The sequence below is a fragment of the Flavobacterium sp. JLP genome (assembly GCF_015350755.1).
Lineage (GTDB): Bacteria > Bacteroidota > Bacteroidia > Flavobacteriales > Flavobacteriaceae > Flavobacterium.
This window is the reverse complement of sequence record NZ_JADKPS010000002.1, coordinates 298,318-320,028: the sequence shown is the minus strand read 5'-3', so window position 1 is coordinate 320,028 and position 21,711 is coordinate 298,318. Positions and strand designations below refer to the sequence as shown.

14 protein-coding genes are annotated in these 21,711 nt (G+C 35.3%); 3 read left to right on the top strand and 11 right to left on the bottom strand.

Annotated elements, in window-relative coordinates; all coding sequences use genetic code 11:
* Positions 1-166: 166 nt before the first annotated feature.
* The 10 genes from IRZ83_RS06825 to IRZ83_RS06780 form a co-directional block, all read right to left on the bottom strand.
* A complete protein-coding gene (locus IRZ83_RS06825; RefSeq protein ID WP_194567713.1) occupies positions 167-868 on the bottom strand; it encodes an L-ribulose-5-phosphate 4-epimerase in 702 nt (233 codons plus the stop codon).
* On the bottom strand, positions 852-2,543 hold the full coding sequence (locus IRZ83_RS06820; RefSeq protein ID WP_194567711.1) for a ribulokinase: 1,692 nt from the start codon (positions 2,541-2,543) through the stop codon (positions 852-854). The genes IRZ83_RS06825 and IRZ83_RS06820 overlap by 17 nt, the downstream gene beginning before the upstream one ends.
* Before the next feature lie 165 nt (positions 2,544-2,708).
* Positions 2,709-4,694 carry an alpha-L-arabinofuranosidase C-terminal domain-containing protein gene (locus IRZ83_RS06815; protein WP_194567709.1) on the bottom strand — a complete coding sequence of 662 codons (1,986 nt, stop codon included), beginning with the start codon at positions 4,692-4,694 and terminating at the stop codon, positions 2,709-2,711.
* Positions 4,695-5,028: 334 nt separating this feature from the next.
* Positions 5,029-7,014, bottom strand: coding sequence for a glycoside hydrolase family 127 protein (locus IRZ83_RS06810; protein WP_194567707.1), 1,986 nt, complete (start codon positions 7,012-7,014; stop codon positions 5,029-5,031).
* Between the two features lie 13 nt (positions 7,015-7,027).
* A complete protein-coding gene (locus IRZ83_RS06805; RefSeq protein WP_194567705.1) occupies positions 7,028-8,011 on the bottom strand; it encodes an arabinan endo-1,5-alpha-L-arabinosidase in 984 nt (327 codons plus the stop codon).
* A gap of 88 nt (positions 8,012-8,099) precedes the next feature.
* Complete coding sequence (locus tag IRZ83_RS06800; protein WP_194567703.1) at positions 8,100-9,059, bottom strand: glycoside hydrolase family 43 protein; 960 nt, start codon at positions 9,057-9,059, stop codon at positions 8,100-8,102.
* 166 nt (positions 9,060-9,225) lie between these two features.
* Positions 9,226-10,851: an arabinan endo-1,5-alpha-L-arabinosidase gene (locus IRZ83_RS06795; RefSeq protein WP_194567701.1), complete on the bottom strand. Its 1,626-nt coding sequence runs from the start codon at positions 10,849-10,851 to the stop codon at positions 9,226-9,228.
* An 11-nt stretch (positions 10,852-10,862) separates the two neighbouring features.
* Positions 10,863-12,410, bottom strand: coding sequence for an alpha-N-arabinofuranosidase (locus IRZ83_RS06790; RefSeq protein WP_194567700.1), 1,548 nt, complete (start codon positions 12,408-12,410; stop codon positions 10,863-10,865).
* A gap of 134 nt (positions 12,411-12,544) precedes the next feature.
* The gene (locus IRZ83_RS06785) at positions 12,545-14,107 is read right to left on the bottom strand and encodes a RagB/SusD family nutrient uptake outer membrane protein (RefSeq protein ID WP_194567699.1); all 1,563 of its coding nucleotides are present in this window, start codon (positions 14,105-14,107) and stop codon (positions 12,545-12,547) included.
* 29 nt (positions 14,108-14,136) lie between these two features.
* A complete protein-coding gene (locus IRZ83_RS06780) occupies positions 14,137-17,181 on the bottom strand; it encodes a SusC/RagA family TonB-linked outer membrane protein (protein ID WP_194567698.1) in 3,045 nt (1,014 codons plus the stop codon).
* 554 nt (positions 17,182-17,735) lie between these two features.
* Between IRZ83_RS06780 and IRZ83_RS06775 the strand changes: the two genes are divergently transcribed.
* Positions 17,736-18,425, top strand: a complete 690-nt coding sequence (locus IRZ83_RS06775) for an NUDIX hydrolase (protein ID WP_029271449.1) — start codon at positions 17,736-17,738, stop codon at positions 18,423-18,425.
* Between the two features lie 50 nt (positions 18,426-18,475).
* Here the strand turns inward: IRZ83_RS06775 and IRZ83_RS06770 are convergent, their stop codons facing one another.
* Positions 18,476-19,474, bottom strand: coding sequence for a GntR family transcriptional regulator (locus tag IRZ83_RS06770; protein ID WP_194567697.1), 999 nt, complete (start codon positions 19,472-19,474; stop codon positions 18,476-18,478).
* 101 nt (positions 19,475-19,575) lie between these two features.
* On the opposite strand from IRZ83_RS06770, the gene IRZ83_RS06765 reads away from it, so the two are divergent.
* Complete coding sequence (locus tag IRZ83_RS06765) at positions 19,576-20,631, top strand: aldose epimerase family protein (protein WP_194567696.1); 1,056 nt, start codon at positions 19,576-19,578, stop codon at positions 20,629-20,631.
* Between the two features lie 5 nt (positions 20,632-20,636).
* Positions 20,637-21,677 carry an arabinogalactan endo-beta-1,4-galactanase gene (locus IRZ83_RS06760; RefSeq protein ID WP_228520667.1) on the top strand — a complete coding sequence of 347 codons (1,041 nt, stop codon included), beginning with the start codon at positions 20,637-20,639 and terminating at the stop codon, positions 21,675-21,677.
* The last annotated feature ends 34 nt before the right edge of the window (positions 21,678-21,711 follow it).

The window sequence follows — 21,711 nt, the reverse complement described above, 5'->3', positions numbered from 1 at the left end:
TTTGTTATTTTGTTTCAAGTTTTCCTTGTTTCAGGTTTCAGGTTCTGAAATGCGGAAAATCTTATTGTTATGTTATTATTTTTATTTTGTTGTGTTTGTTTCGCGTTCCAAGTTTCACTTTCCAACAACTTGAAACTTGAAACAAGGAAAACCTGAAACAAAACTATCACTGTCCGTAGTACGAATCTTTTCCGTGTTTGCGGTTGTAATGTTTCTTTATTAAGGAATCTTTTAATCTTGGTGCGTTTGGGTTGATTTGTAAAGTCAGGTACGCCATTTCGGCAACTACTTCCAGAACTTTACTGTTGTAAACCGCTTTTGCTGCATTTTTACCCCATGCAAACGGACCATGATTTCCAATTAAAATCATTTCTACTTCTTCATAAGAAAGATTTTTTTCTTTGAAACAATCCAAAATCTGAATTCCGGTATTGTGTTCGTAGTTGCCTTCAATAAGCGAATCTGCCATGGGCGGTGCGCACGGAATATCAGCTGTTAAATGATCGGCATGAGTTGTTCCGAAAATTGGAATATCCTGCTGTGCCTGCGCCCAAGCAACCGAATATGTTGCGTGCGTATGTGCAACGCCTCCAATATTTGGCCAGTTTTTGTACAAATAAGCATGCGTTTTAGTGTCTGACGACGGACGCATTGTTCCTTCGATTATGTTATTATCAAAATCGACAATTACAATATCTTCTGGTTTTAAATCTTCGTAAGGAACACCGCTTGGTTTAATGGCAAAAACACCATTTTCTCTGTCGACAGCGCTTACGTTTCCGAATGTGTAGACTACCAAATTCAATGCATTTAACTGCATATTTGCTTCATAACATTCTTGTTTTAAATCTTTATAAAGAGAGCTCATGCTGTGCTGTTTTAAGGTTTGGATCTGCGAAAGCACTTAATTGATCGTAAGCAATCAGCAATTTGTTGTACGCTGCTACTTTGTCTAATTGAGGAAAATATTCTCCGTCAAAATCGCTTCCTATTTTTTGGCTTGCTTCGATTACGTTTCCATAAATTCCGGCTGCAACGGCTGCGTAGATTGCGGCGCCCAAAGCCGGTGTCTGATCTGACGCTGCAATTTTAATTGGCTTGTTCAATACGTTAGCCAAAGTCTGCATGATAAAAGGCGATTTACGGGCAACCCCTCCAATTCCGATTACGCTGTCGATTTTTACTCCTTCTTCTTCAAAACGATCAACAATTTTCTTCGCACCAAAACAGATTGCGTTTACTAAAGCTTTAAAAATATGAGGCGCTTTTGTTCCTAATGATAAATTTGAAATCGCGCTTTTTAATTCTTGGTTTGCATCTGGAGTTCGTCGTCCGTTAATCCAGTCTAAAGCAATTGGAAGACTTTCTGAAACTGGAATTTTCTCTGCTTCTTTTGTCAATTCAACAATTAATTTATCGCTGAATTCTTCTCTCAATTGTTCTTTTTGAGTTTCATTTAAAAGAGATGACGAACCTAATAAATGTTCTGTCGGCCACATTAATAATTCCTTATACCAAGCCAATAAATCTCCAAAAGCAGATTGTCCTGCTTCTAAACCGATAAATCCAGGAATTACAGAACCATCAACTTGTCCGCAGATGCCGCGAACGGTTTTTGTTCCCACTTCATCATAAGAACCAACCAAAATATCACAGGTTGAAGTTCCCATAACGCGAACTAAAGTATTTTCTTCAATTTTAGCTCCAACCGCTCCAGAATGTGCATCGAAAGTTCCAACTGCTACCACTGTTTCTGTTGAAAGCCCTAAACGATCTGCCCATTCTTTGCTTAAATTTCCAGCAACTAAATCTGATGTATAGGTTTCATCATATAAATTACCGCGAAGCTGTGCTAAATACGGATGTAATTTTTCTAAGAATTCAACTGGCGGTAATCCGTTCCAGTCTTCGTGCCACATTGCTTTGTGACCTGCGGCGCAGCGGCTTCTTTTAAATGTTTTTAAATCTTTATCTTCAATTAACAAATACGTCATTAAATCGCAATGCTCCATCCAGGTGTGTGCTGCATTACGAACTTCTTCATCTTGTCTTGCAATGTGAAGGATTTTTGCCCAAAACCATTCCGATGAATAAATTCCTCCAACGTATTTGGTAACATCTTCTCCGCCCCAGCTTACTGCCAGTTCGTTAATTTCGTTTGCTTCATTTATAGAAGTGTGATCTTTCCACAACACCATCATCGCATTTGGGTTTTCTTCAAAACCTTTTGTTAATGCTAGTGGAGTTCCATCTTTTGTAACTGGAACAGGAGAAGATCCCGTTGTATCGATACAGATTCCGCGAACCAATGACGGATCAACTTTGCTTTCTTTTACAACATTTTGAATCGTAATTTCTAATCCTTCGATATGATCCAAAGGATGTTGGCGAAATTGATTTATCGACGCGTCACAATATTGCTTGTTTTTCCATCTTTTGTAATGAGAAACATTCGATGCCAGCTCCTGTCCATTTTCAGTGTCAATCAGCACCGCGCGAACAGAATCTGTTCCGTAGTCCAATCCTATAACGTAATTTTTCATTCGATTCATTTTATAATAATGACAAATATAATTATAATTCATTTATAAGTGTACAACAAACACTTAATAAAATTAGCTCTTGAATTTTTACAAATAATGTATCAAAACAAGCGTTTAAGGTCAAAACAGAAAACAAACGTTAGTTTTACATTTATTCTGTTGCGATTATTTCATCTTAATTTTCAAAACGGTAACCGCATACGCAGGAAAATCATATTGAACTTTATTGCCATTTACTTTAAATTCGCTTTCTTTTGGGCTAATTTTAGTTGGAGATTCAAATGAATTCTCATCATTTATTCCATCGCCTTTTAAGATTATTGCCGTTCCTTTCGAATCTAATTTTGCTCCTTTTAAATCAATTGAAACATTTTGAGAAGTTCCTGATGTATTCACAATTTTCAGAATTACTTCTTTAGAATTTACATCTTTTACTGCAGATGCAAACAAATCATTCTGACCTGTTACCGCTTTTCCATCTTTCGTAATATTGATCAAATCAGTTCCTTTATTATTTGAAAATAACTTTTGAACATAATAATTTGGTGTTCCATAAGATTGCAAATTGTTAAACCAAATCATATCCGGAGTCCATTGCCAGCCTTCAACGTGTGCCAATAAAGGCGCATAAGAGGTTAATTGAACGACCTCTGCATTACGTTCCATTCCGGTCATAAAGGCTGCTTCAGAAAAAGCACATTCCCAGTTGTTTTTGTTTAATGGGCTTGCGATTCCAACACTTTGCGCTGCATATTCTCCAGCAAAAATCTTTGGTCCTTTTCGGTCGTAATTATCATAACGCGTTACATTTTTACGAAACCATTCCGGATCTTTATAATAATGTTCGTCAACAATTTCAGCATTTAGCTTTTTAAGTGCTGCCATGCCATAATCGTAAAAATCACCATCAGGAAAAGGCCCTGTTCCAGAAACAATTGTGATGTTTGGATATTTGGCTTTAATCGCTTTTTGAAACACTTTGAAACGCTCAATATAATCTGGCCCCCATTGTTCATTTCCAACTCCAATAAATTTTAAGTTGAATGGTTTTGGATGTCCCATAGCAGTTCTTACTTTTCCCCAAGCTGTCGTCGCATCACCATTTGCAAATTCAATTAAGTCTAAAGCATCCTGAACGTAAGGATCGATTTGGTCTATCGGAACTAATTCTCCTGTATTGAACTGACAAGCCATTCCACAGCTTAAAATGGGAAGCGGAGAAGCGCCAATATCCTCAGAAAGTTGGAAATATTCGAAAAATCCCAAACCAAAACTTTGGAAATAATCTGGTGCAGGACGGTGTGAAAATTCCATGTTCCAACGGTTCACAGCAGTTTCTCTGTCTTCAACATTTCCAACTGATTTTTTCCATTGATAACGTTCTGCCAAAGTTCTTCCCTCAACAATACAACCCCCAGGGAAACGTAAAAATCCTGGTTTTAAATCGTATAATAATTGCACTAAATCTTTACGAAGTCCGTTTTTTCTTCCTGCCCAAGTATCTTCTGGAAATAATGAAATATTGTCTAAGTCAATTACACCGTTTCCTTCAAAAGTAATTTTCAATTTTGCTTTGGCTTCAGTTGCTGAAGATTTTAACTGCGCACTGTAGTTTGACCAGTCGCCTGATGTTGGCACGACCGAAGTTTCGCCTAGAACTTTATTGTTTTTGTCAACAAACTGGAATTTAATTTTAGAAATATTTCCTGAAATTTTTGAAGCTTTTAAAGTCAGATTGTACTTTAAATCTTTCTTGATTCCCATTCCTCTGAAACCTTCATTAATCAATTCGTACCCCGAAGCATCATTAATGGTAATTCGGCAGTAATTATGATTTGTTCCTTTTTGAGAATACTGAATCACATTTGCAATTCCAGATTCGGTGTTTAATTTATGACGGTCGCTTTTAGGCTGATTCCATCCCATTAACGGAAATTGGAATTCGAAAGATCTGTTTTTGATCATTTCGGCATACAATCCGCCATCTGCAGCAAAATTGATATCTTCAAAAAACACTCCATACATTGTTGGCTGAATTTTAGTTACTGTTTTGGCAACATCAACTTGAAGATTATTTTTTTGTGCCGAGGCTAAAAAGCCGTTCAGCAATAAACCGCAAAGGGTAATTTTTGTAATTAAATTGGACTTCATTTTTATTTAAATTTTGTTTTATTTGGTATAGTTATGATGCAAATAAAACGGGTTTTTATTTTCTAAACTTTGAATTTATTTTTAACACATAGAAACATAGAATTTGTTTTCTTAAAAAGGCATTTCATTTATATAAACAAACATAGCTATGTGTGCAAATCTAGATTTGTTTGATTCTCTTTTTTTAATTTATGTTTCTATGTGTTAAAATTTTGTTTCTCGCAGATTTTGCAGATTAGGTAGATTTATTTTCTAATCTTTCTAATCCTTAATTCAGAGAAAATCTTGATTCTTTCTTCTTGGCTCTATTCTCTTTATTCTATAATCTATCTTCTCAATTCTCATAATCTAACCAAACTTTCATTTTTCCTACGCCTCTGTTTGACCAGCTGTAATAGGGAATTGCTTTGAATTTTGAGTTCTCAATTACATTTACGCCTTGCAATAAATTGGCTTCTTTTTTTACTTGGAAAGTATCTCCGACGCTTACATTTACTTTATCAAAATTGTTTTTATTATCAATTTCTTCTACTGCGTAAACTATTGGTCCGTATTCTAATGAAACTTTATTTTTATTGGTTTCTACTTTTAAATTTGTTTCCACTTCCTGAACTTCCATTGGAAAATTGAGGTTGATTTTATCTCCTTTTTTCCAATTTCTTTTAATTGTGAAATAGCCATTTTCTGGTTGAATTTCCAATATTTCTCCATTCAAGTTAATAGTTGCCTTTTGAGTCGAAGCTTTTTTATAACTGTATAAATCGCCTGGCAAAACTTCATTTCTTGCCCAGCCCGGAACGCGAAGTTTAATTGTAAATTGACCTTCTTTTTTCGGATCAACAGAGATTACAACTTTTCCATTCCAAGGATATCCAGTTTGCTGCGAAATCTTCAAATCAGTTTTTCCTAAGGTGAAAGAAGCATTGTTTGAAGCATACAAATTCACATATAAAACATCTTGAGATTTTGAATAAATAAGCCCTGGAATTGAAGGTACAAATCGAATTAAATTGGTTGGACAACACGAACAGTCAAACCAAGCCTGACGTGTGCAGGATCCTCTATTTGATTTAAAAATGCCATCAGATTCTAACGCATTTGGGTAGAAAAATTCTTTTCCGTCTAATGAAATTCCAGAAATTAATCCGTTGTACATTGTTCTTTCGATGACATCAAAATATTGCGATTTTCCGGTTAAATTGTGCAGTCTGTGATTCCAATACACATCTCCAATGGCAGCACAGGTTTCGTTATATGCGGTTAAATTTGGCAATTCATAATTATTTCCAAAAGCTTCTCCATCGTGTCTTGATCCGATTCCGCCAGTGATATACATTTTTTTATTGACCATATTGGTCCACAAATTATTTATGGCATCCGTATAACCTTTATCTTTTGTCATTGCAGCAATATCGGTCATTCCTGCATACATATAAACCGCTCTCACGGCGTGTCCTACAACTTCATTTTGCTGTACAACCGGAATATGATCCTGAGCATATTCGCCATATAATTTATGATTATTCGGGTTTCCGCGATTGTCTAAATAGTATTTTGCAAGTTTCAAATAATCTTCTTTTCCTGTAATTTGATACAATTTGATCAAGCCTGTTTCTACGATTTGATGTCCCGGCACTCCTTTTACCTGACCTGGACCATCGCCAAAAGTTCTGACTAATAAGTCTGCATTTTTGATCGCGATATCCAAAAAATTTCTTTTTCCCGTCGCTTCATAATGTACAACAGCTGCTTCAATTAAATGTCCTGCATTGTAACATTCATGACTGATTTGTAAAGATTCCCAACGTTTTCCTTCAATAACCGGAACCCACGGCGCGGGTGGTTTCGCCGGATTTATAGTTCGCCAAGTCGTTAAATAGCCGTCTTTTTCCTGACCAATTTTTACAATGGCAATCAATGAATCTAAAACGCGATCCAGTTTAGGATTTGGTGCACTGATTAAAGTATTCGAAGCGCCTTCGATAATTTTATAAACATCAGTATCATCAAAAGGCATTTGTCCTCGAACTTCTCCTGTTTTTTGTTTTCCTGCAATTAAAAAATTCTCAAAACGGCCTTCTTCATTGCATTTCTGAATGGCGTAGGCAATCGTAATTTCCTGTACTCTTTTGATAATAGGCAACCAAAAAGAATCTGTCAATTTTACATTTTGAATGTTGACCGGTTCAATTTCGTAACCCGCTTTTAGAGCAGAAGTTTTATCACTCGATTGCACTACATCATTTCTGGTTTCTTTGCAGGAAATCAAAATGAGCAGTGACATGAAAATCGTTAAAATTGGAAAATTATATTTTTTCATTGTATTGATTATTCTATTTTAAAATCGGCCATAAATTGGCATCCCATTGCATTTCTTTTACTATTAATCTTGGTGTTCCATTGGTTTTCTTTTCATAAGCGTGGTAAAAAATATAATCTTTTCCATCAAATGTATAAGCGCTGTTATGGCCAACGCCAAAGTAATTTTCGTCGCCCTGAACCACCAAACTTCCTCCGCCTTCTGTTAGTAATTTCCCTTCTTTATCCACATAAGGTCCGGTTACATTTTTTGATCTTCCCACCACAACTTTATAAGTGCTTTTTTCGCCGCGGCAGCATAAGTCCCAGGAAAGAAATTGATAGTAATAACCGTTTTTCTTAAAAATGAAAGGAGCTTCAAGCGCGCCATCTCCGGGATCAGAATCTGCTAATTCAAAAGTTCTTTTACGTTTCGAGATCGTGTGCCATTCCTGTGGCTGTGCAATTGATTTTAAATCCGGATTTAATTTTACCATTTTTAATCCTTCCCAAAAAGAACCAAAAGACAGCCAAGGTGTATTGTTTTCATCGAAAATTAAATTCGGATCTATGGCGTTCCACATATCGCGATTGGGTTGTGACTGAATGACAATTCCCTGATCGACCCATTTGTAATTTTTATCTTTTGAATCTAAAGTTGTGTTTGTCGCTACGCCAATCGCCGATGTATTTTTAGCGAAAGCAGAAACCGAATAATACAGATAATAAGTATTGTTATGAAATGAAATATCTGGTGCCCAAATATGGTTTTTAAAGTCGGCTGCAACGCCATCTGCCCAAACGGGTTTTTCGGTAAAAACCTGTGGTTCCTTATTCCATTTTTTTAAATCTTTTGAACTGAAAACACTGATTCCTTTTCCGGTACAATACAAATAATAAGTGTCTTTTTGTTTGATGACAACCGGATCGTGCACGACAATTTCTTGCGCAAACGACACTGAATTAATTAGCAATATTAGTACAGAAAGCGCTTGTTGTATGTTTTTTTTGTAAACCATATAAGTGATATAAGTAATTAAAGTTTTGAGCTGACTGAAAACTTTTTTAAATCATATAAACAAAACTGAAACTGTGACGAAATACTAACTATTGAATTCCTTCAGAAGTCATAATAATTCTTTTCATCGTTCCATCTTTGTTATAATATAATTTATCGACACAAACAGATCTTCTAAAGCTTCCTCCATCTGGAATCGTGGCTCCGTTGTGATAAATGAAATACGACTGTCCTTTAAAATCTATAATCGATTGATGATTGGTGTTGCTGTTGCCGGCAATTTCATTCAAAATTCCTTTAAATTCCCACGGACCTGTAATTGATTTGCTCATTGCGTAGGCAATTTTTTCTGGAAACTCATACGCATACGACAAATAATACCAGCCTTTGTGTTTGTGAATCCAAGGCGCTTCTGTAAAATGCGGTAAATCAATCGTCTGAATTGGGCCGTCTAATTCAAGCATGTTTTCTTTTAATTTGGCATAATGACAAACAGTATTTCCCCAGATTAAATACGCCTGACCATCATCATCAATATAAACTGTTGGGTCAATATCATCCCAGCTTATTTTGGTGTGTGTGGTCATATCATTTGTAATCAAAGCTTTTCCTAATGCATCTTTAAAAGGTCCAGTCGGACTGTCAGAAACTGCAATTCCTATTGATTTTCCATGAATCGTTCCGTGTGAAACTGTTACATACCAGTAGAATTTTCCATTTCTTTCAATTACCTGCGAAGCCCATGCATCTCCTTTTGCCCATGCAAAATCAGTTGTTTTTAATGGCACCGGATGCGATTCCCATTTTTTCATGTCTGAAGAAGAGTAGACTACCCATTCGTTCATCTTATAAAAATTAAAATCTTTTGCAGCTTCGTCATGACCGGCATATAAATACACTTTGTCTTTGTAAACCAACGCCGCAGGATCTCCTGTATATTGATCTTTTATAATTGGATTATTAAATTTTGCTGGGTCAATCTGGCTTTGAACTTTTTGACAAAAGGCAAGCAAAACTAAAAGCGAGAGGCTTGTAATTGTATTTTTCATTGTGATTCATTTTAGAACATAGTTTCTGTGCGTTATATGTTTTTTTTACGCAGATTTTGCTGATTAAGCAGATCTTTCTTTTAATCCTTTAATTGATGAATATTACTTACTAAAGAATAATCCATTTGAAAAAGGTCTGGAATTTGGAATTTAAAAATTGATATTTCTAATTGACTTTCTTTCCCCAAACAGGCAATCCAGAAGCCGTTAATCCTGAATAACTTAAAGTTACTTTTCTGGTTGCTAATTCCCAATCCCAAGCATCGGTAACATTGCATTTTACGCCATTAACAGTTATGATTTTTTTTGTACTGTCATACGACCAAGTTCCTGTTGCGTCACCGCTTACTTTTTTATCAGCTGTTAAATAAATAGTGCCAGCTTTTTGAATTATTTTGTATTGATAATTCATTGTAATCTGTTCCCAAGTTCCTATGAAATTTGCTTCGGTAATTATTGTTGTCGGAACTCCCGCATAACGTTCTGCTTCAACAACCGGCCAGCCATCTTCTGTCCATTGAATACCGCGAACATGTCCCATCATAACTGCGTTTGAAACATTAATTCCCGCCACACCTTCTGGCAAACGAGCCTGCGAAGCATAATACCATTGTTTTGTGTCTGGATTTTGAAAAACTGCACAATGCGAAATTCCAACCCAGCCCGTATGATTTTTAAATCCGTACGGATGTGTCAGCATTGGGTAACAATCTGCTCCAGTTGTTATGCTGCTGCCACTGATTGTCAAATAAGGGCCAAGAATATTTTTTGATCGCGCAACACGAGTATTATACGCAACTGATAATTCATCATAAGCCAAAAACAAATAATAATATTGAGTGTCTGGATTATAGATTATTTCTGGTCCTTCAAGGGCTTGCCAGCGGTTTGTACTTACGTTTCCTCGGCCTGCAATTCGAACTCCGTAATCTTCGATTGTTTTTAATTTATCTGGTTTTCCTGTGGCTGGATTTAGTTTTAAAGCTGCAATTCCAGAATGCCAAGAACCATAAATTAAATATTGATCGCCTTCTGGAGTCTGAATAAAACTCGGATCGATGGCGTTGAATTTAAAATAAGCATCCCAGTCATTTCCTCCATTTCGAACATAACTTTTTACTCCGTCAGGTTCAGAACAAACGACCATTCCTTTATCAACCCAATTATTTGAAGCCAAATCATCTGTTTCGGCCAAGCCAATAAAAGCGCGTTCTGACCAAGAAGTATTGGTATCTGTTCCCACAATCGGATTCGTTACGACAATACTATAATACATTCTGAATTTGTTTCCGACTTTTCGAACACATGGTGCCCAATATCCATAATTTGGATTTGCAATTGGAGGAAGAGCAGGCGACATTCTTGCTCTTTTATTATTCAATGAATCTTTTACCCAAGCCGGAGCCTGCGTCATCGAAGATCCCATAAATTCCCAATTGATTAAATCTTTAGATCTTCTGTAAAAAAAATGTCCATTGCCTTCTGTTGCGTTTCCATACGAAGCATCGGTTTGATACATATAATAATATTCTCCCGATTTTTCTACCGATGGATCATGCACGTTGGCTAAATTCCATTGCGTTCTGTTTCCCCAGCTTGAAATTGAAGTGTAATTATCTGCATAAGTCGGTCCGGGAAAAGCTGGCGTAACCACAGGAGGATCAACCACAACCGGAGGATCTGGATTTACAGGTGTCTCAGGATCATCTTTTGAACAACTGAACGCCATTACTACAACTAAAAACACTGCGATGTACGAGCCAATTTTCAGGATGGAATTTGATTTTTTCATTTCGCTATATTTTATTTTCCTTCTAAAACAACTACTGAGAAAGGAGGAATCGTAATTTCAAGTTTTCCTTTTTTATTTTCGAAACCTTTAAAAACTGTCGGAACAATTTTATTTGGTGTTTCGAATGAATTGTAATCTTGTAATTTAGCCGATGTTAAAACAATACCTGTGAAGTTTTTAACGCCAAGATCTTTAACATCAATCTCTATTTTATTTTTGTTTTTTGCATCAACATTTACCAATGAAATATGAACTGCTCCGCTTTTATCTTTTGAGGCTGAAGCTGAAACTGCAGGAAGTGTTTCTCCGTTAAAAGTATAATTTGGAGAATTAAAACTTACCGGCAATAATTGCGCATCTTGATGAACACTGTACATTTTCATTACATGGTAAGTTGGCGTAGTAATCATTTTAGCTTTGTCTGTAAGAATTACTGCTTGCAAAACATTTACGCACTGCGCCAAATTTGCCATACGAACTCTGTCTGCATGATTGTTGAAAATATTAAGAGTAGCTCCAGCTAAAACAGCATCTCTCATGGTATTTTGTTGGTACAAAAATCCAGGATTTGTTCCTTTTTCTACTTCGTACCAGCCGCCCCATTCGTCAACCATCATGGCAACTTTTTTATTAGGATCGTATTTGTCCATGATGGCGCTGTGTTTGGTAACGAGTTCTTCCATTATTAAAGCTGATTTCATAGTTTTGAAATAACCTTCTTCTGTAAAATTAACTGCGTCGCCTTTTTTACCCCAGTCAATTACAGCATAATGATGAACCCCAACACCGCCTAACATATTTAGCGGAATATTTTTCATTAAAACTTCTGTCCAATTATAATCGGCACTGTTTGATCCTGAAGCGATACGCGTAATACCTCCAGTATTTTCCCAATCCGACATGAAAGTGGCAAATTTTCTATATTCTCCAGCATAATATTCTGCTGTCATATTTCCTCCACAACCCCAAGCTTCATTTCCAATTCCCCAGAATTTTACTTTCCAAGGTTCTGTTCTTCCATTCTTTTTACGCAAGTCACTCATCGGACTTTTACCGCTGAAGTTGGTATATTGAACCCAATCTGATAATTCCTGAACTGTTCCGCTCCCAACATTTCCAGACAAATAAGGTTCTGCACCAAGAAGCTCGCACATGTTCAAGAAATCATGCGTTCCAAAACTATTGTCTTCCGTTACACCGCCCCACCATTTGTTTACAATAGTTGGTCTTTGTTCTTTTGGTCCAATTCCGTCTTTCCAGTGATACGTATCGGCAAAACAGCCGCCTGGCCATCTTAAATTTGGAATTTTTAATTCTTTTAAAGCCGTAATAATATCATTTCTAACTCCGTTTGTGTTTGGTATTTTAGAAGTATCTCCCACAAAAAAACCACCATAAATACAGCGTCCTAAATGTTCAGCAAAATGCCCGTAGATATTTTTATTGATGATTGGAGCGTCTGCATTATTTTTGATGCTAACAACTGTAGTTTCATTTTGAGCGAAACTAACCTGATTACAAAGAGTAATAAGAAATGTAATTAAAAGTGCTTTTTTCATAATGTGTTTATGTTATAATATCATGTGAAGATTCCTAAGCCTTCACATGATATCTTGTATTCTACTAATTTATAATAAAGTCTCCGTTTTCAGTCAGTTAAAATGGAGACTGAAAACGGAGACTGAAAACTTTTTTAATAACTACTGTTCTGAACTGTTCCTGGATTATTGTCCATTTCCAATTGTGGAATTGGAAAAAATTCTCTTCCTGGCGCATAGGAGTTAAACTCAACATCTCTTGATTTTAACCACGCCAGTTTTGCAGCATCCTGCAGCCATCCCCAACGACGAATATCATCAAAACGGTGTCCTTCAAGAGGAAATTCTAAAAATCTCTCGTGACCAATTTGCTCTCTCATTGTGGTTTGTGTCAATCCTGGTTTTGCCGTTGCTAAATCAGGCAGACCCACTCTGTCTCTTACTTTTTGAATGTAAGTATAGGCTCCCGGAGTATCTCCTGTTTCATTTAAACATTCTGCATACATTAACAAAATGTCTGCATAGCGCAATAAACGCTCGTTAATACCTGAACGCCAATCGTATTCATCTGCAAATTGACCATCGGAATTTTGGTATTTTCTACAGAATATATCATTTAAATCGGCAGGGCTTGTTGCGTAAAAAGTCGCAAAATCTTTACCGTATAATTGCATACCGCCTGGTTTGTTGTAGAAAATCGTAGCATCTAAACGAGGATCAACAGCTCCAGTTTTTGTTTTTTCCTGCTGAAATTCATTAAACAATGTCCAAGAAGGCTGTACATCTGTCCATCCAAAAGCTCTTGGCGCATAAGTAATGGCACGAGCTGATGTTTTTCCCCATCCAGAAGCGGGAGCACCGCCCCAACCTAAATCAACACCGCCTGCATCTCTGCTGAATTGTACTTCAAAAAGAGACTCAGAATTGTTTTCATTTGCAGTTGTAAAATTATCACGGTAGTTTGATACTAAAGCATAAACTCCTAAATCTATAACTTGCTTAAACGCAGTTTTTGCATTAGCGAAATCTTTAGTAAACAAATAGGCTTTTCCTAAATATCCTAAAGCAGCACCTTTTGTAGCACGGCCTTTTTGACCTTTATCTATGCCTGTAATTCCGTCGTATGAAGTTGGCAACAAATCTGCAGCAGCTTTGAAATCGGCAATAACTTGCGCCCATCCTTCAGCTTCTGTTTTCTGCGGATAATAAACCGCAATATCTGTTGGCAACGGAACATTTTTGAACATGTTTACTGCATGAAACAAATACAATCCTCTTAAAAAATAAGCCTGTCCTAAAATTCTGTTTTTAAGCGCTGCGTCTTCAAATTGAATATTTGGCACATTGGCCAGAACTTGATTGGCACGATAAATTCCTTGGTAATAGGTTTCGTAAGCCCATCCATAAATTGCAGGATCTGTTGGGTTTGAATTAAAACGTCCGACATTATACATTGCACCCCAAGGGCTGTTGCTTCGTGTATCATCTGCTTTTAAATCTAAAAGCAATGGCGTGCTTCTCATGTACGTTCCGTCTGTCAATAAACTTCCATACGCAGCGTTTACACCTTCAATAGCATCTTGATCTGTTTTCCAAAATGAACCCGCAGTTTCTACGTTTGGGTCAACTTGAAGTAAATCTTCATTTTCAACACAGCTTGTCGTTACAACTGCAAGAGAAAAGAAAACGGTTATATAATTAAATATTTTATATTTCATTTTGATTCGTTTTTAATTGTTAGGCTAGTTTAAAAATTCACTTCAACACCCAAAGAAATTGTTCTCGGATTTGGGAATGATCCAGCGTCATACCCTCTAGAAAATAATCCGTCATTGTAATTAAAATCTGGATCGTAACCTTTGTATTTGCTAATGATTAATAAGTTTTGACCATTAACATACAATTTCGCTTTCTGAATAAACAAATCTTTTGGCAACGGAATTTCGTATCCAATTTCCATCGTTTGTAATTTGATGTAATCGCCGCTTTCAATAAATCTGTCAGAATCTCTTGCGTTGCCATTTGGATCTCCAATTATTGGTCGCGGTACATTTGTATTGGTATTTGTCGGAGTCCAATAATTCAAAGCATCAACATGGCTGTTTCCATATTGTTCAGTCATTAAATTGCGGTACAATCCGTTAAATACTTTGTTGCCGCCTGAACCTTGCCAGAACATTGAGAAATCCCAATTTTTATAATTTGCACTAAAATTAAATCCGTAACTGTATTTTGGAATTGCAACTCCCATATACGTTCTGTCTGCATCTGTAATGGCACCATCACCATTAATATCTTTAAACTTAACATCTCCAACTCCCGCATTTGTCTGTGTTGGCGATGAAGCTAAATCAGCTGCATTTTGAAAAATTCCTGCAGTTTGATAAGCATAAATTTCTCCTATAGATCTTCCTACTTCTGTTTTTGAAGCTGCTCCATAAATTGGATTTCCGTTCAAACCAATCTGAAGAACCTCATTTTTCAATGTTCCTAAATTCGCTGAAATGCTGTATTTGAATTGGTGGTGATTGTTGTTATATGTTGTTGTAAACTCTAATCCATTGTTTTTTACTGCTCCCGCATTAGTTGTAATACTTGCCGGAAATGCTCCAGTTGAGTAAGGAAGCGGAACTCCAATTAATAAATCGGTTGATTTTTTTTGATAATATTCTGCCGTTAACTGCAAGTCATTATTAAAAAATCCAAGTTCGATCGCAACGTTAGAAGTTGCTGTTTTTTCCCAGTGTACATTTGGATCTATAGCACTTACCACAGTTGTTCCCGGTGCCAGTGTATTATTGAAATTGTATCCTGCAAAGGCATTAATTGTTGGAGAATAGGCGTAAACTCCAATAGTGTTGTTTCCTAATTCTCCGTAACCTCCTCTTATTTTAATAGTGTTGAACCAATCTGGTAATTTTAAAAACTTTTCATTGCTCAATTTCCAAGCTCCAGAAAAAGAGTAGAAGTTTCCTGTATTGTTATCTTCGCTGAAAAGTGATGTCTTATCTTGTCTGAAGTTTCCAGTAATAAAATAACGATCATCATAAGAATAATTCAAACGGCTCAAGTAAGAAACGTTTGTAACTGTATTTTTATATTCTCCTGCGCTTGTAGCATCAGCATATTGAATTTGGCTGATTTCGCCGGGTGTATATCCAACTCCTCTTGACCAATGTCTGTAGTAATCATTTCGCTCTTGAATCCATCCTGCCAAAGCATCGATTTTATGCTTTCCAATTGAAAATTCATATGTTAGTAAATTGTTTACGAAAGTTCTTGACTGATTTCCGTTATCAACATCTAAAGAAGCCTCATCATTTGTAGTAATATAATACCATCCTAGATCACTTGGCGGAATAAATTTTCTGTTTTGAAAATCTAATCTGTCAAAGCTTAAATCTATTTTATACTTTAAGCCTTTAACAATTTCTAGTTCTCCCCAGATATCTCCAATAAAACGATTTCTTTTTCCGTTGTTGGTAATCAAATTATTGTACCCGATAACGTTCATCGAAATAGCTCTTTGAGTCAAATTATCTGTACCGCCATATCCTCCAAGTCTGTTCGGATCATAAACCGGCATAGTTGGCACCGCACCTAATAAATCAACAATTGCAGATTGTCCTGCATTGTATTCATTAAAGTTTTCCTTGTCAGATTGTGTATATCCAATTTTTGAACCGTACTTGAATTTTCCTTTTTTTCCATATAAATTTAAACTCGTAGAAAATCTTTCGTAGTCTTGAGGCGAATTTAAATAACTGGTATTTTTAAAATAATCCACATTCATATTGTACCCTAAGCTTTCAGCACCGCCGTTAAAAGTAAGCGACTGGTTCTGTACAATTCCGGTTTGAAAAGCTTCATTCTGCCAATTTGTATTTACATTGTTGATATAAGAAGGACTTGTAGGATCATTTCCTGGTGCAATTCCCAAACCTGCATTTAATTCTGCGGCAGTAGTAATTTTTTGATATCCAACTCGGTCTGTCAAATCCCATTTTCTGGCTACATTTTGAAAACCTACAAGCGATTTGTATTTAATATCTAATTTACCGCTTTTTCCTTTTTTAGTCGTAATAATTACGACGCCATTTGCTCCCTGAACACCATATATAGCTGCTGAAGAGGCATCTTTTAAAACCTGCATCGACTCGATATCTCCAGGTGCAAAATCGTTCGGGTTTGCTACAATCATTCCATCAATAACAAAAAGAGGATTGTTGTTTGTAAATGAATTTATACCTCTAATTTTCACGTTTACAAATCCTCCAGGCTCTCCAGATGATTGTACTGTAACTCCCGCAACCTGACCCTGAAGCATTTTTGCCGGATCATAGGTTACTGTTTTTTTAGCAGCTTCCATATCTACGACACCGATTGAACCTGTAAGATCAGATTTCTTTTGTGTACCGTAACCTACAACAACTACTTCATTTAATTTATTAGTGTCTTCACTTAATGAAATGCTTATTTTTGATTGATCTCCTACTGCGATTTCTTGGTTCTGAAATCCGATAAATGAAAAGACTAAAATATCATTTGGTGATGCTTTAATCGAATACTCTCCGTCAAATCCAGTTACGGCAACTGTTTTGGTTCCTTTAATCATAATATTTACTCCCGGCAAAGGCAAGTTGTCTTGTGCCGAAGTAACTACTCCGCCAATCACTTTGCCTTGAGCCGACATTTGATTAGCAGAAAATAGCAACATTAGTAAGGCTAAAAGCCATTCTTTTTTTGGCAATAAAAAATTGCAATAAAAAATTAATTGTTGGTTTGTTATCATAGTGGTTTAAATAGGTTAGTTAGTGTTATAATTATAAGTGTTAATTTTACATTTGTAAATTTAACTAAAAAAAAAGGTGAAAAACAAATTAATATCATAAAAAAAGCGCTGAAAAAAAATACATATCGTAAATTAAGTGTAAAATACACATTAATAAATTGATGTTTTTTTCAAAAAAAAGATTTTTTTGGAGTGTTAATTGTGTAAAAATTACACTTTTGGTCAAAAACCAGCTTTTTAATCAAAAAAATAAGTTTGCGGAAAAAAGTATAAATAGACTGTTTTATAGTTATTTGAAAAGTCAAAATTTGTTATTTTGTAAAAAAAATCCTGTTTAGAATTGTTTTTTTACGGCTCAAATGAATCATTTTTTGAAAAAAAAGAAGATTTTTTACAACGAAAACGTTTGAAAAAGATAAATTGTAATCAAATTTGAAGTTCTCGATCCCATTTTTAACTTTTCTTTAGTTATAAAATTATTAAGTGTAAAATCTACATTAATAAATTATGAAACCTATTAGGAAGTTTATATATTTACCAATAAAAAATTGAATATGCTAAACAGTTATAGCTCCGCTGATAAAGCTTTATTAGCAGTAGATTGCATTATTTTTGGGTTTGACCATCAAGGCTTGAAAATCCTTTTAATTAAAAGAGATTTTGAACCTGAAAAGGGAAAATGGTCTTTGATTGGAGGTTTCCTAAAACGAGATGAAGTCTTGGACAATGCTGCCATTCGAATTTTAAATACATATACAGGTTTAAACGACATTTATATGGAGCAGTTATATGCTTACAGTGAAATTGATCGTGATCCAGTAGAAAGAACCATTTCGGTTTCCTATTATGCCTTGATTAATATCGAAAATCATAATGCTGAACTAATCAAAAATTACCATGCACAATGGTTTAGCATTACCGATGCGCCAAACTTAATTTTTGACCACAATGAAATGGTGCAGCACGCAATAAGAAGATTACGCTATAGAACCTCAATAAAACCAATTGGGTTTGAATTGCTTCCTGAAAAATTTACAATGCGTCAGTTATTAGAATTGTACGAGGCAATTTTGAGCAAAGAATTAGACAAACGAAACTTTATAAGCAAAATAAATTCGTTGGAAATCTTAAATAAACTTGACGAAAAAGACATGCAGTCTTCTAGAAAAGGATCTTATTTGTACACTTTCAATAAAGAAAAATACGAAGAAAAATTACTGAATGATTTTGTACTGAATTTATAAAAAAATTAACCACGGGGTTGAACTGCTTAAACCCGTGGGCTAAAATTATTTTAAATAGAATTTCGCATAATCAAAGAAGATTTGTTTTCAATTTGTTCATTCTTTCCTTTCAACACCATTTCTGCCAAAATTTTTCCCATCATTTCAAAGTGCGTAGAAATGGTTGTAATACCGTTGGCTACTACTTTTTTTAATGGGGTTTCATTATATGATATGATTCCAAAATCAGCTCCTAATTTAAAATTTTGATTTCGAGCGGTTTCGATTACGCGAACCAAATCGCGATCATTTGGAATAATGTACATGTCGCCTAAAGTTATTTCTCTGTTTGTAAATTCGGTAATAATTTCGTGTTCAAAATTATATTCGTTACAAAATTCTTCAAAGCCTAATTTCATACCGAGAGGTTCTCTAAAACCTGGAAAAATCAAAATCAGTTTTTTATATTTATTCAGTCGCACTTTTCCTTTTACCAATCCTTCAAAAATATCTTTTTTATGATTTTGATAAATCGCAGGATACGATTTTAAATGAGGATTTGTCTGATCTAATATAATTACATCATTTACTGGTAGGGTTTTTATCAAATTAACTATATCGTTTAAGTTGGTTGGCATGATGATGTATTTGGTGTAATTTCCGTTGCTGTCATTTATTAGCTTTTGAAAAACCTGAACATTAAAATGATGAAAGAAAATATCGACCTGAACATTTTTTCCAATGTTTTTTAAAAACGAATTATAGATGTCTTCTTTAAAAATATTCAACTCGTCAAAAAGTAAAAAAATCTTCTGTTTGATACTGATTTCAACGCTTTTCACGTAATATCCTTTACCCGGAATGGCATAAATTATTCCTCTTTTTTTAAGTTCATCGTATCCAAGCAATACAGTATCGCGCGATAAAGAAAAAGCCAGACAAACTTTATTTACAGACGGAAGACGATCACCTTTTACCAATTTTTCTTCTTCAATTGCTTTTTCAATTGAAAGAATTATCTGCTTATATTTTGGCAAACCGATATTGTTTTGGATTGAAATGATATTCATGAAAATTGATTTTTTTGGCAATATACAAAAAACTGGTAGGTACTGGTATGGAAACTTAAAGAATGTTTCTATTTTTGAATTTCACTTTTGGTAAAAATAGTATGAAAATAAAACATATATCGCATTTACAAGACCAATCTAATTGCAAATTATTTGGTTTATTGTCTGATAACGAAGAAATTCATTCTTTCGAATTAACAAATAAAAACGGAATAAAAGTTCAGATTATCAATTATGGAGCGACAGTAACTTCGCTAAAAATTCCGTCCACAAACGGAAAACTGATCGATGTTGTTTTAGGTTTTGATACTTTAGAATCTTACTTACAATCTTATAATTTGCCAAGTCCTCCTTATCTTGGAACCACAATTGGACGTTACGCAGGAAGAATCAATAAAGGAACTTTTACTTTAAACGGCAAAACATTTCAACTGGCAGGAAACAACAACGGAAATACTTTGCACGGCGGCAATGTTGGTTTTGGGAAAAAAGTTTGGAATGTAACGGATCTAACAGGCGGCGACAATCCATCGATAACTTTTGGACTTTTGAGTGAAAATTTAGACGAAAATTTTCCCGGAGAATTACACGTTTATCTAACGTATACTTTGACAGACGAAAACGAATTAAAACTAGAATATAAAGCAACAACAACTGAAGATACCGTTATCAATTTAACACATCACAGTTATTTTAACCTCAACGGTCATGATTCGTCTGTTTTAGATCAAGAAATGGTAATTGTTTCTGATAAAATATTAGAAACGGATTCAGATAATATTCCTACCGGAAAATTCACAAATCTTACTGGGCATAATTTCGATTTTAGAAAACCTAAAAACTGTCCGTCTTCAATAGACAATTCATTTGTAATTGAGCCTTCAAAAGAAATTATTGCACAATTATTCAGTTCAGAAACTAATTTAAAAATGAGCGTTTACACAGATCAGCCAAGCGTTCATATTTATGTAGGCGGAAATTGTTTTGATACTCTAAAAGGAAAAGAAAACGCAAATTATCATAAAACAAGTGGCATTTGTTTTGAAACACAAAATTTTCCAGATGCTCCAAATCAGCCGCATTTTCCAAATTCGGTTTTGAAAAAAGGCGAAGAATATCAGCAGACAACGGTTTATAAATTTGAAAATATAAAATAGAATTTATGAAAAAAGTAAACATCTTATTCTTTCTTTTTGCTCTTGCTGTTTTGGTTTCGTGCAGTACTACAAAAGATACTCCGGACTCAAAATCAGACGAAAAAGGTTTTGCAAAAGGAGCTGATGTGGGCTGGCTGCCACAAATGGAAGCAACTGGCTATAAATTTTATGATAGCGACGGTTCTCCAAAAGATTGTCTTCAATTATTAAAAGACCGTGGTATAAACACCATTCGCTTAAGAGTTTGGGTAAACCCGAATAACGATAAAGGGAGCGGTCACTGCAGTCCCGAAGAAACAGTGGTTATGGCGGTTCGAGCTAAAAAAATGGGAATGCGTATTATGATAGATTTTCATTACAGCGACTCTTGGGCCGATCCGGCTAAACAAAAAAAACCTGCAGCTTGGGAAAAACACTCTTTTCCTGAATTGTTGAACGATGTTTACAATCACACTTTCGACGTTTTAACACTTTTGAAAAAAGCTGGAGTTACGCCAGAATGGGTTCAGGTTGGCAACGAAATTCCTGGCGGTATGCTTTGGCCGGAAGGAAGCACCGATAATTTTAGTCAGCTCGCACAATTGCTTAATAAAGGTTATGACGCGACAAAAGCGATTGACCCAAAAATAAAAGTTGTGGTTCATTTGGATGAAGGAAATAAGAGCGAAAAATTTAGATGGTTTTTTGATAAAGCAACGGCAAATAATGTAAAATACGACGTAATTGGTTTGTCCTATTATCCGTACTGGATTAAAACCGATTACCAAAGTACCATTTTAGATTTAGAAAATAATTTAAAAGACATGGCTTCGCGATACAATAAAGAAGTTATGGTTGTAGAAGTTGGCGGTGATTATACTTTAGTGCAAAACACAAAAGAAATGCTCGAAGCTACGATAAAAGCAGTAAAAAGTGTTCCGAATAATAAAGGTTTAGGCGTAATATATTGGGAACCGGAAGGCGAAAAAAGCTGGAGCGGTTATCAATTAAGCGCTTGGCTTTCTGACGGAAAACCTTCACCGGCATTGGATGCTTTTAAAGAATAAATAACAATTAAATTTTACGGTTAAGATTAATGTT

Coding starts and splice junctions, on each gene's coding strand:
- IRZ83_RS06765 (WP_194567696.1), top strand. CDS start 19,576: ATGAAAATAAAACATATATCGCATTTACAAGACCAATCTAATTGCAAA.
- IRZ83_RS06815 (WP_194567709.1), bottom strand. CDS start 4,694: ATGAAGTCCAATTTAATTACAAAAATTACCCTTTGCGGTTTATTGCTG.
- IRZ83_RS06805 (WP_194567705.1), bottom strand. CDS start 8,011: ATGGTTTACAAAAAAAACATACAACAAGCGCTTTCTGTACTAATATTG.
- IRZ83_RS06795 (WP_194567701.1), bottom strand. CDS start 10,851: ATGAAAAAATCAAATTCCATCCTGAAAATTGGCTCGTACATCGCAGTG.
- IRZ83_RS06810 (WP_194567707.1), bottom strand. CDS start 7,014: ATGAAAAAATATAATTTTCCAATTTTAACGATTTTCATGTCACTGCTC.
- IRZ83_RS06790 (WP_194567700.1), bottom strand. CDS start 12,410: ATGAAAAAAGCACTTTTAATTACATTTCTTATTACTCTTTGTAATCAG.
- IRZ83_RS06770 (WP_194567697.1), bottom strand. CDS start 19,474: ATGAATATCATTTCAATCCAAAACAATATCGGTTTGCCAAAATATAAG.
- IRZ83_RS06785 (WP_194567699.1), bottom strand. CDS start 14,107: ATGAAATATAAAATATTTAATTATATAACCGTTTTCTTTTCTCTTGCA.
- IRZ83_RS06760 (WP_228520667.1), top strand. CDS start 20,637: ATGAAAAAAGTAAACATCTTATTCTTTCTTTTTGCTCTTGCTGTTTTG.
- IRZ83_RS06800 (WP_194567703.1), bottom strand. CDS start 9,059: ATGAAAAATACAATTACAAGCCTCTCGCTTTTAGTTTTGCTTGCCTTT.
- IRZ83_RS06780 (WP_194567698.1), bottom strand. CDS start 17,181: ATGATAACAAACCAACAATTAATTTTTTATTGCAATTTTTTATTGCCA.
- IRZ83_RS06775 (WP_029271449.1), top strand. CDS start 17,736: ATGCTAAACAGTTATAGCTCCGCTGATAAAGCTTTATTAGCAGTAGAT.
- IRZ83_RS06820 (WP_194567711.1), bottom strand. CDS start 2,543: ATGAAAAATTACGTTATAGGATTGGACTACGGAACAGATTCTGTTCGC.
- IRZ83_RS06825 (WP_194567713.1), bottom strand. CDS start 868: ATGAGCTCTCTTTATAAAGATTTAAAACAAGAATGTTATGAAGCAAAT.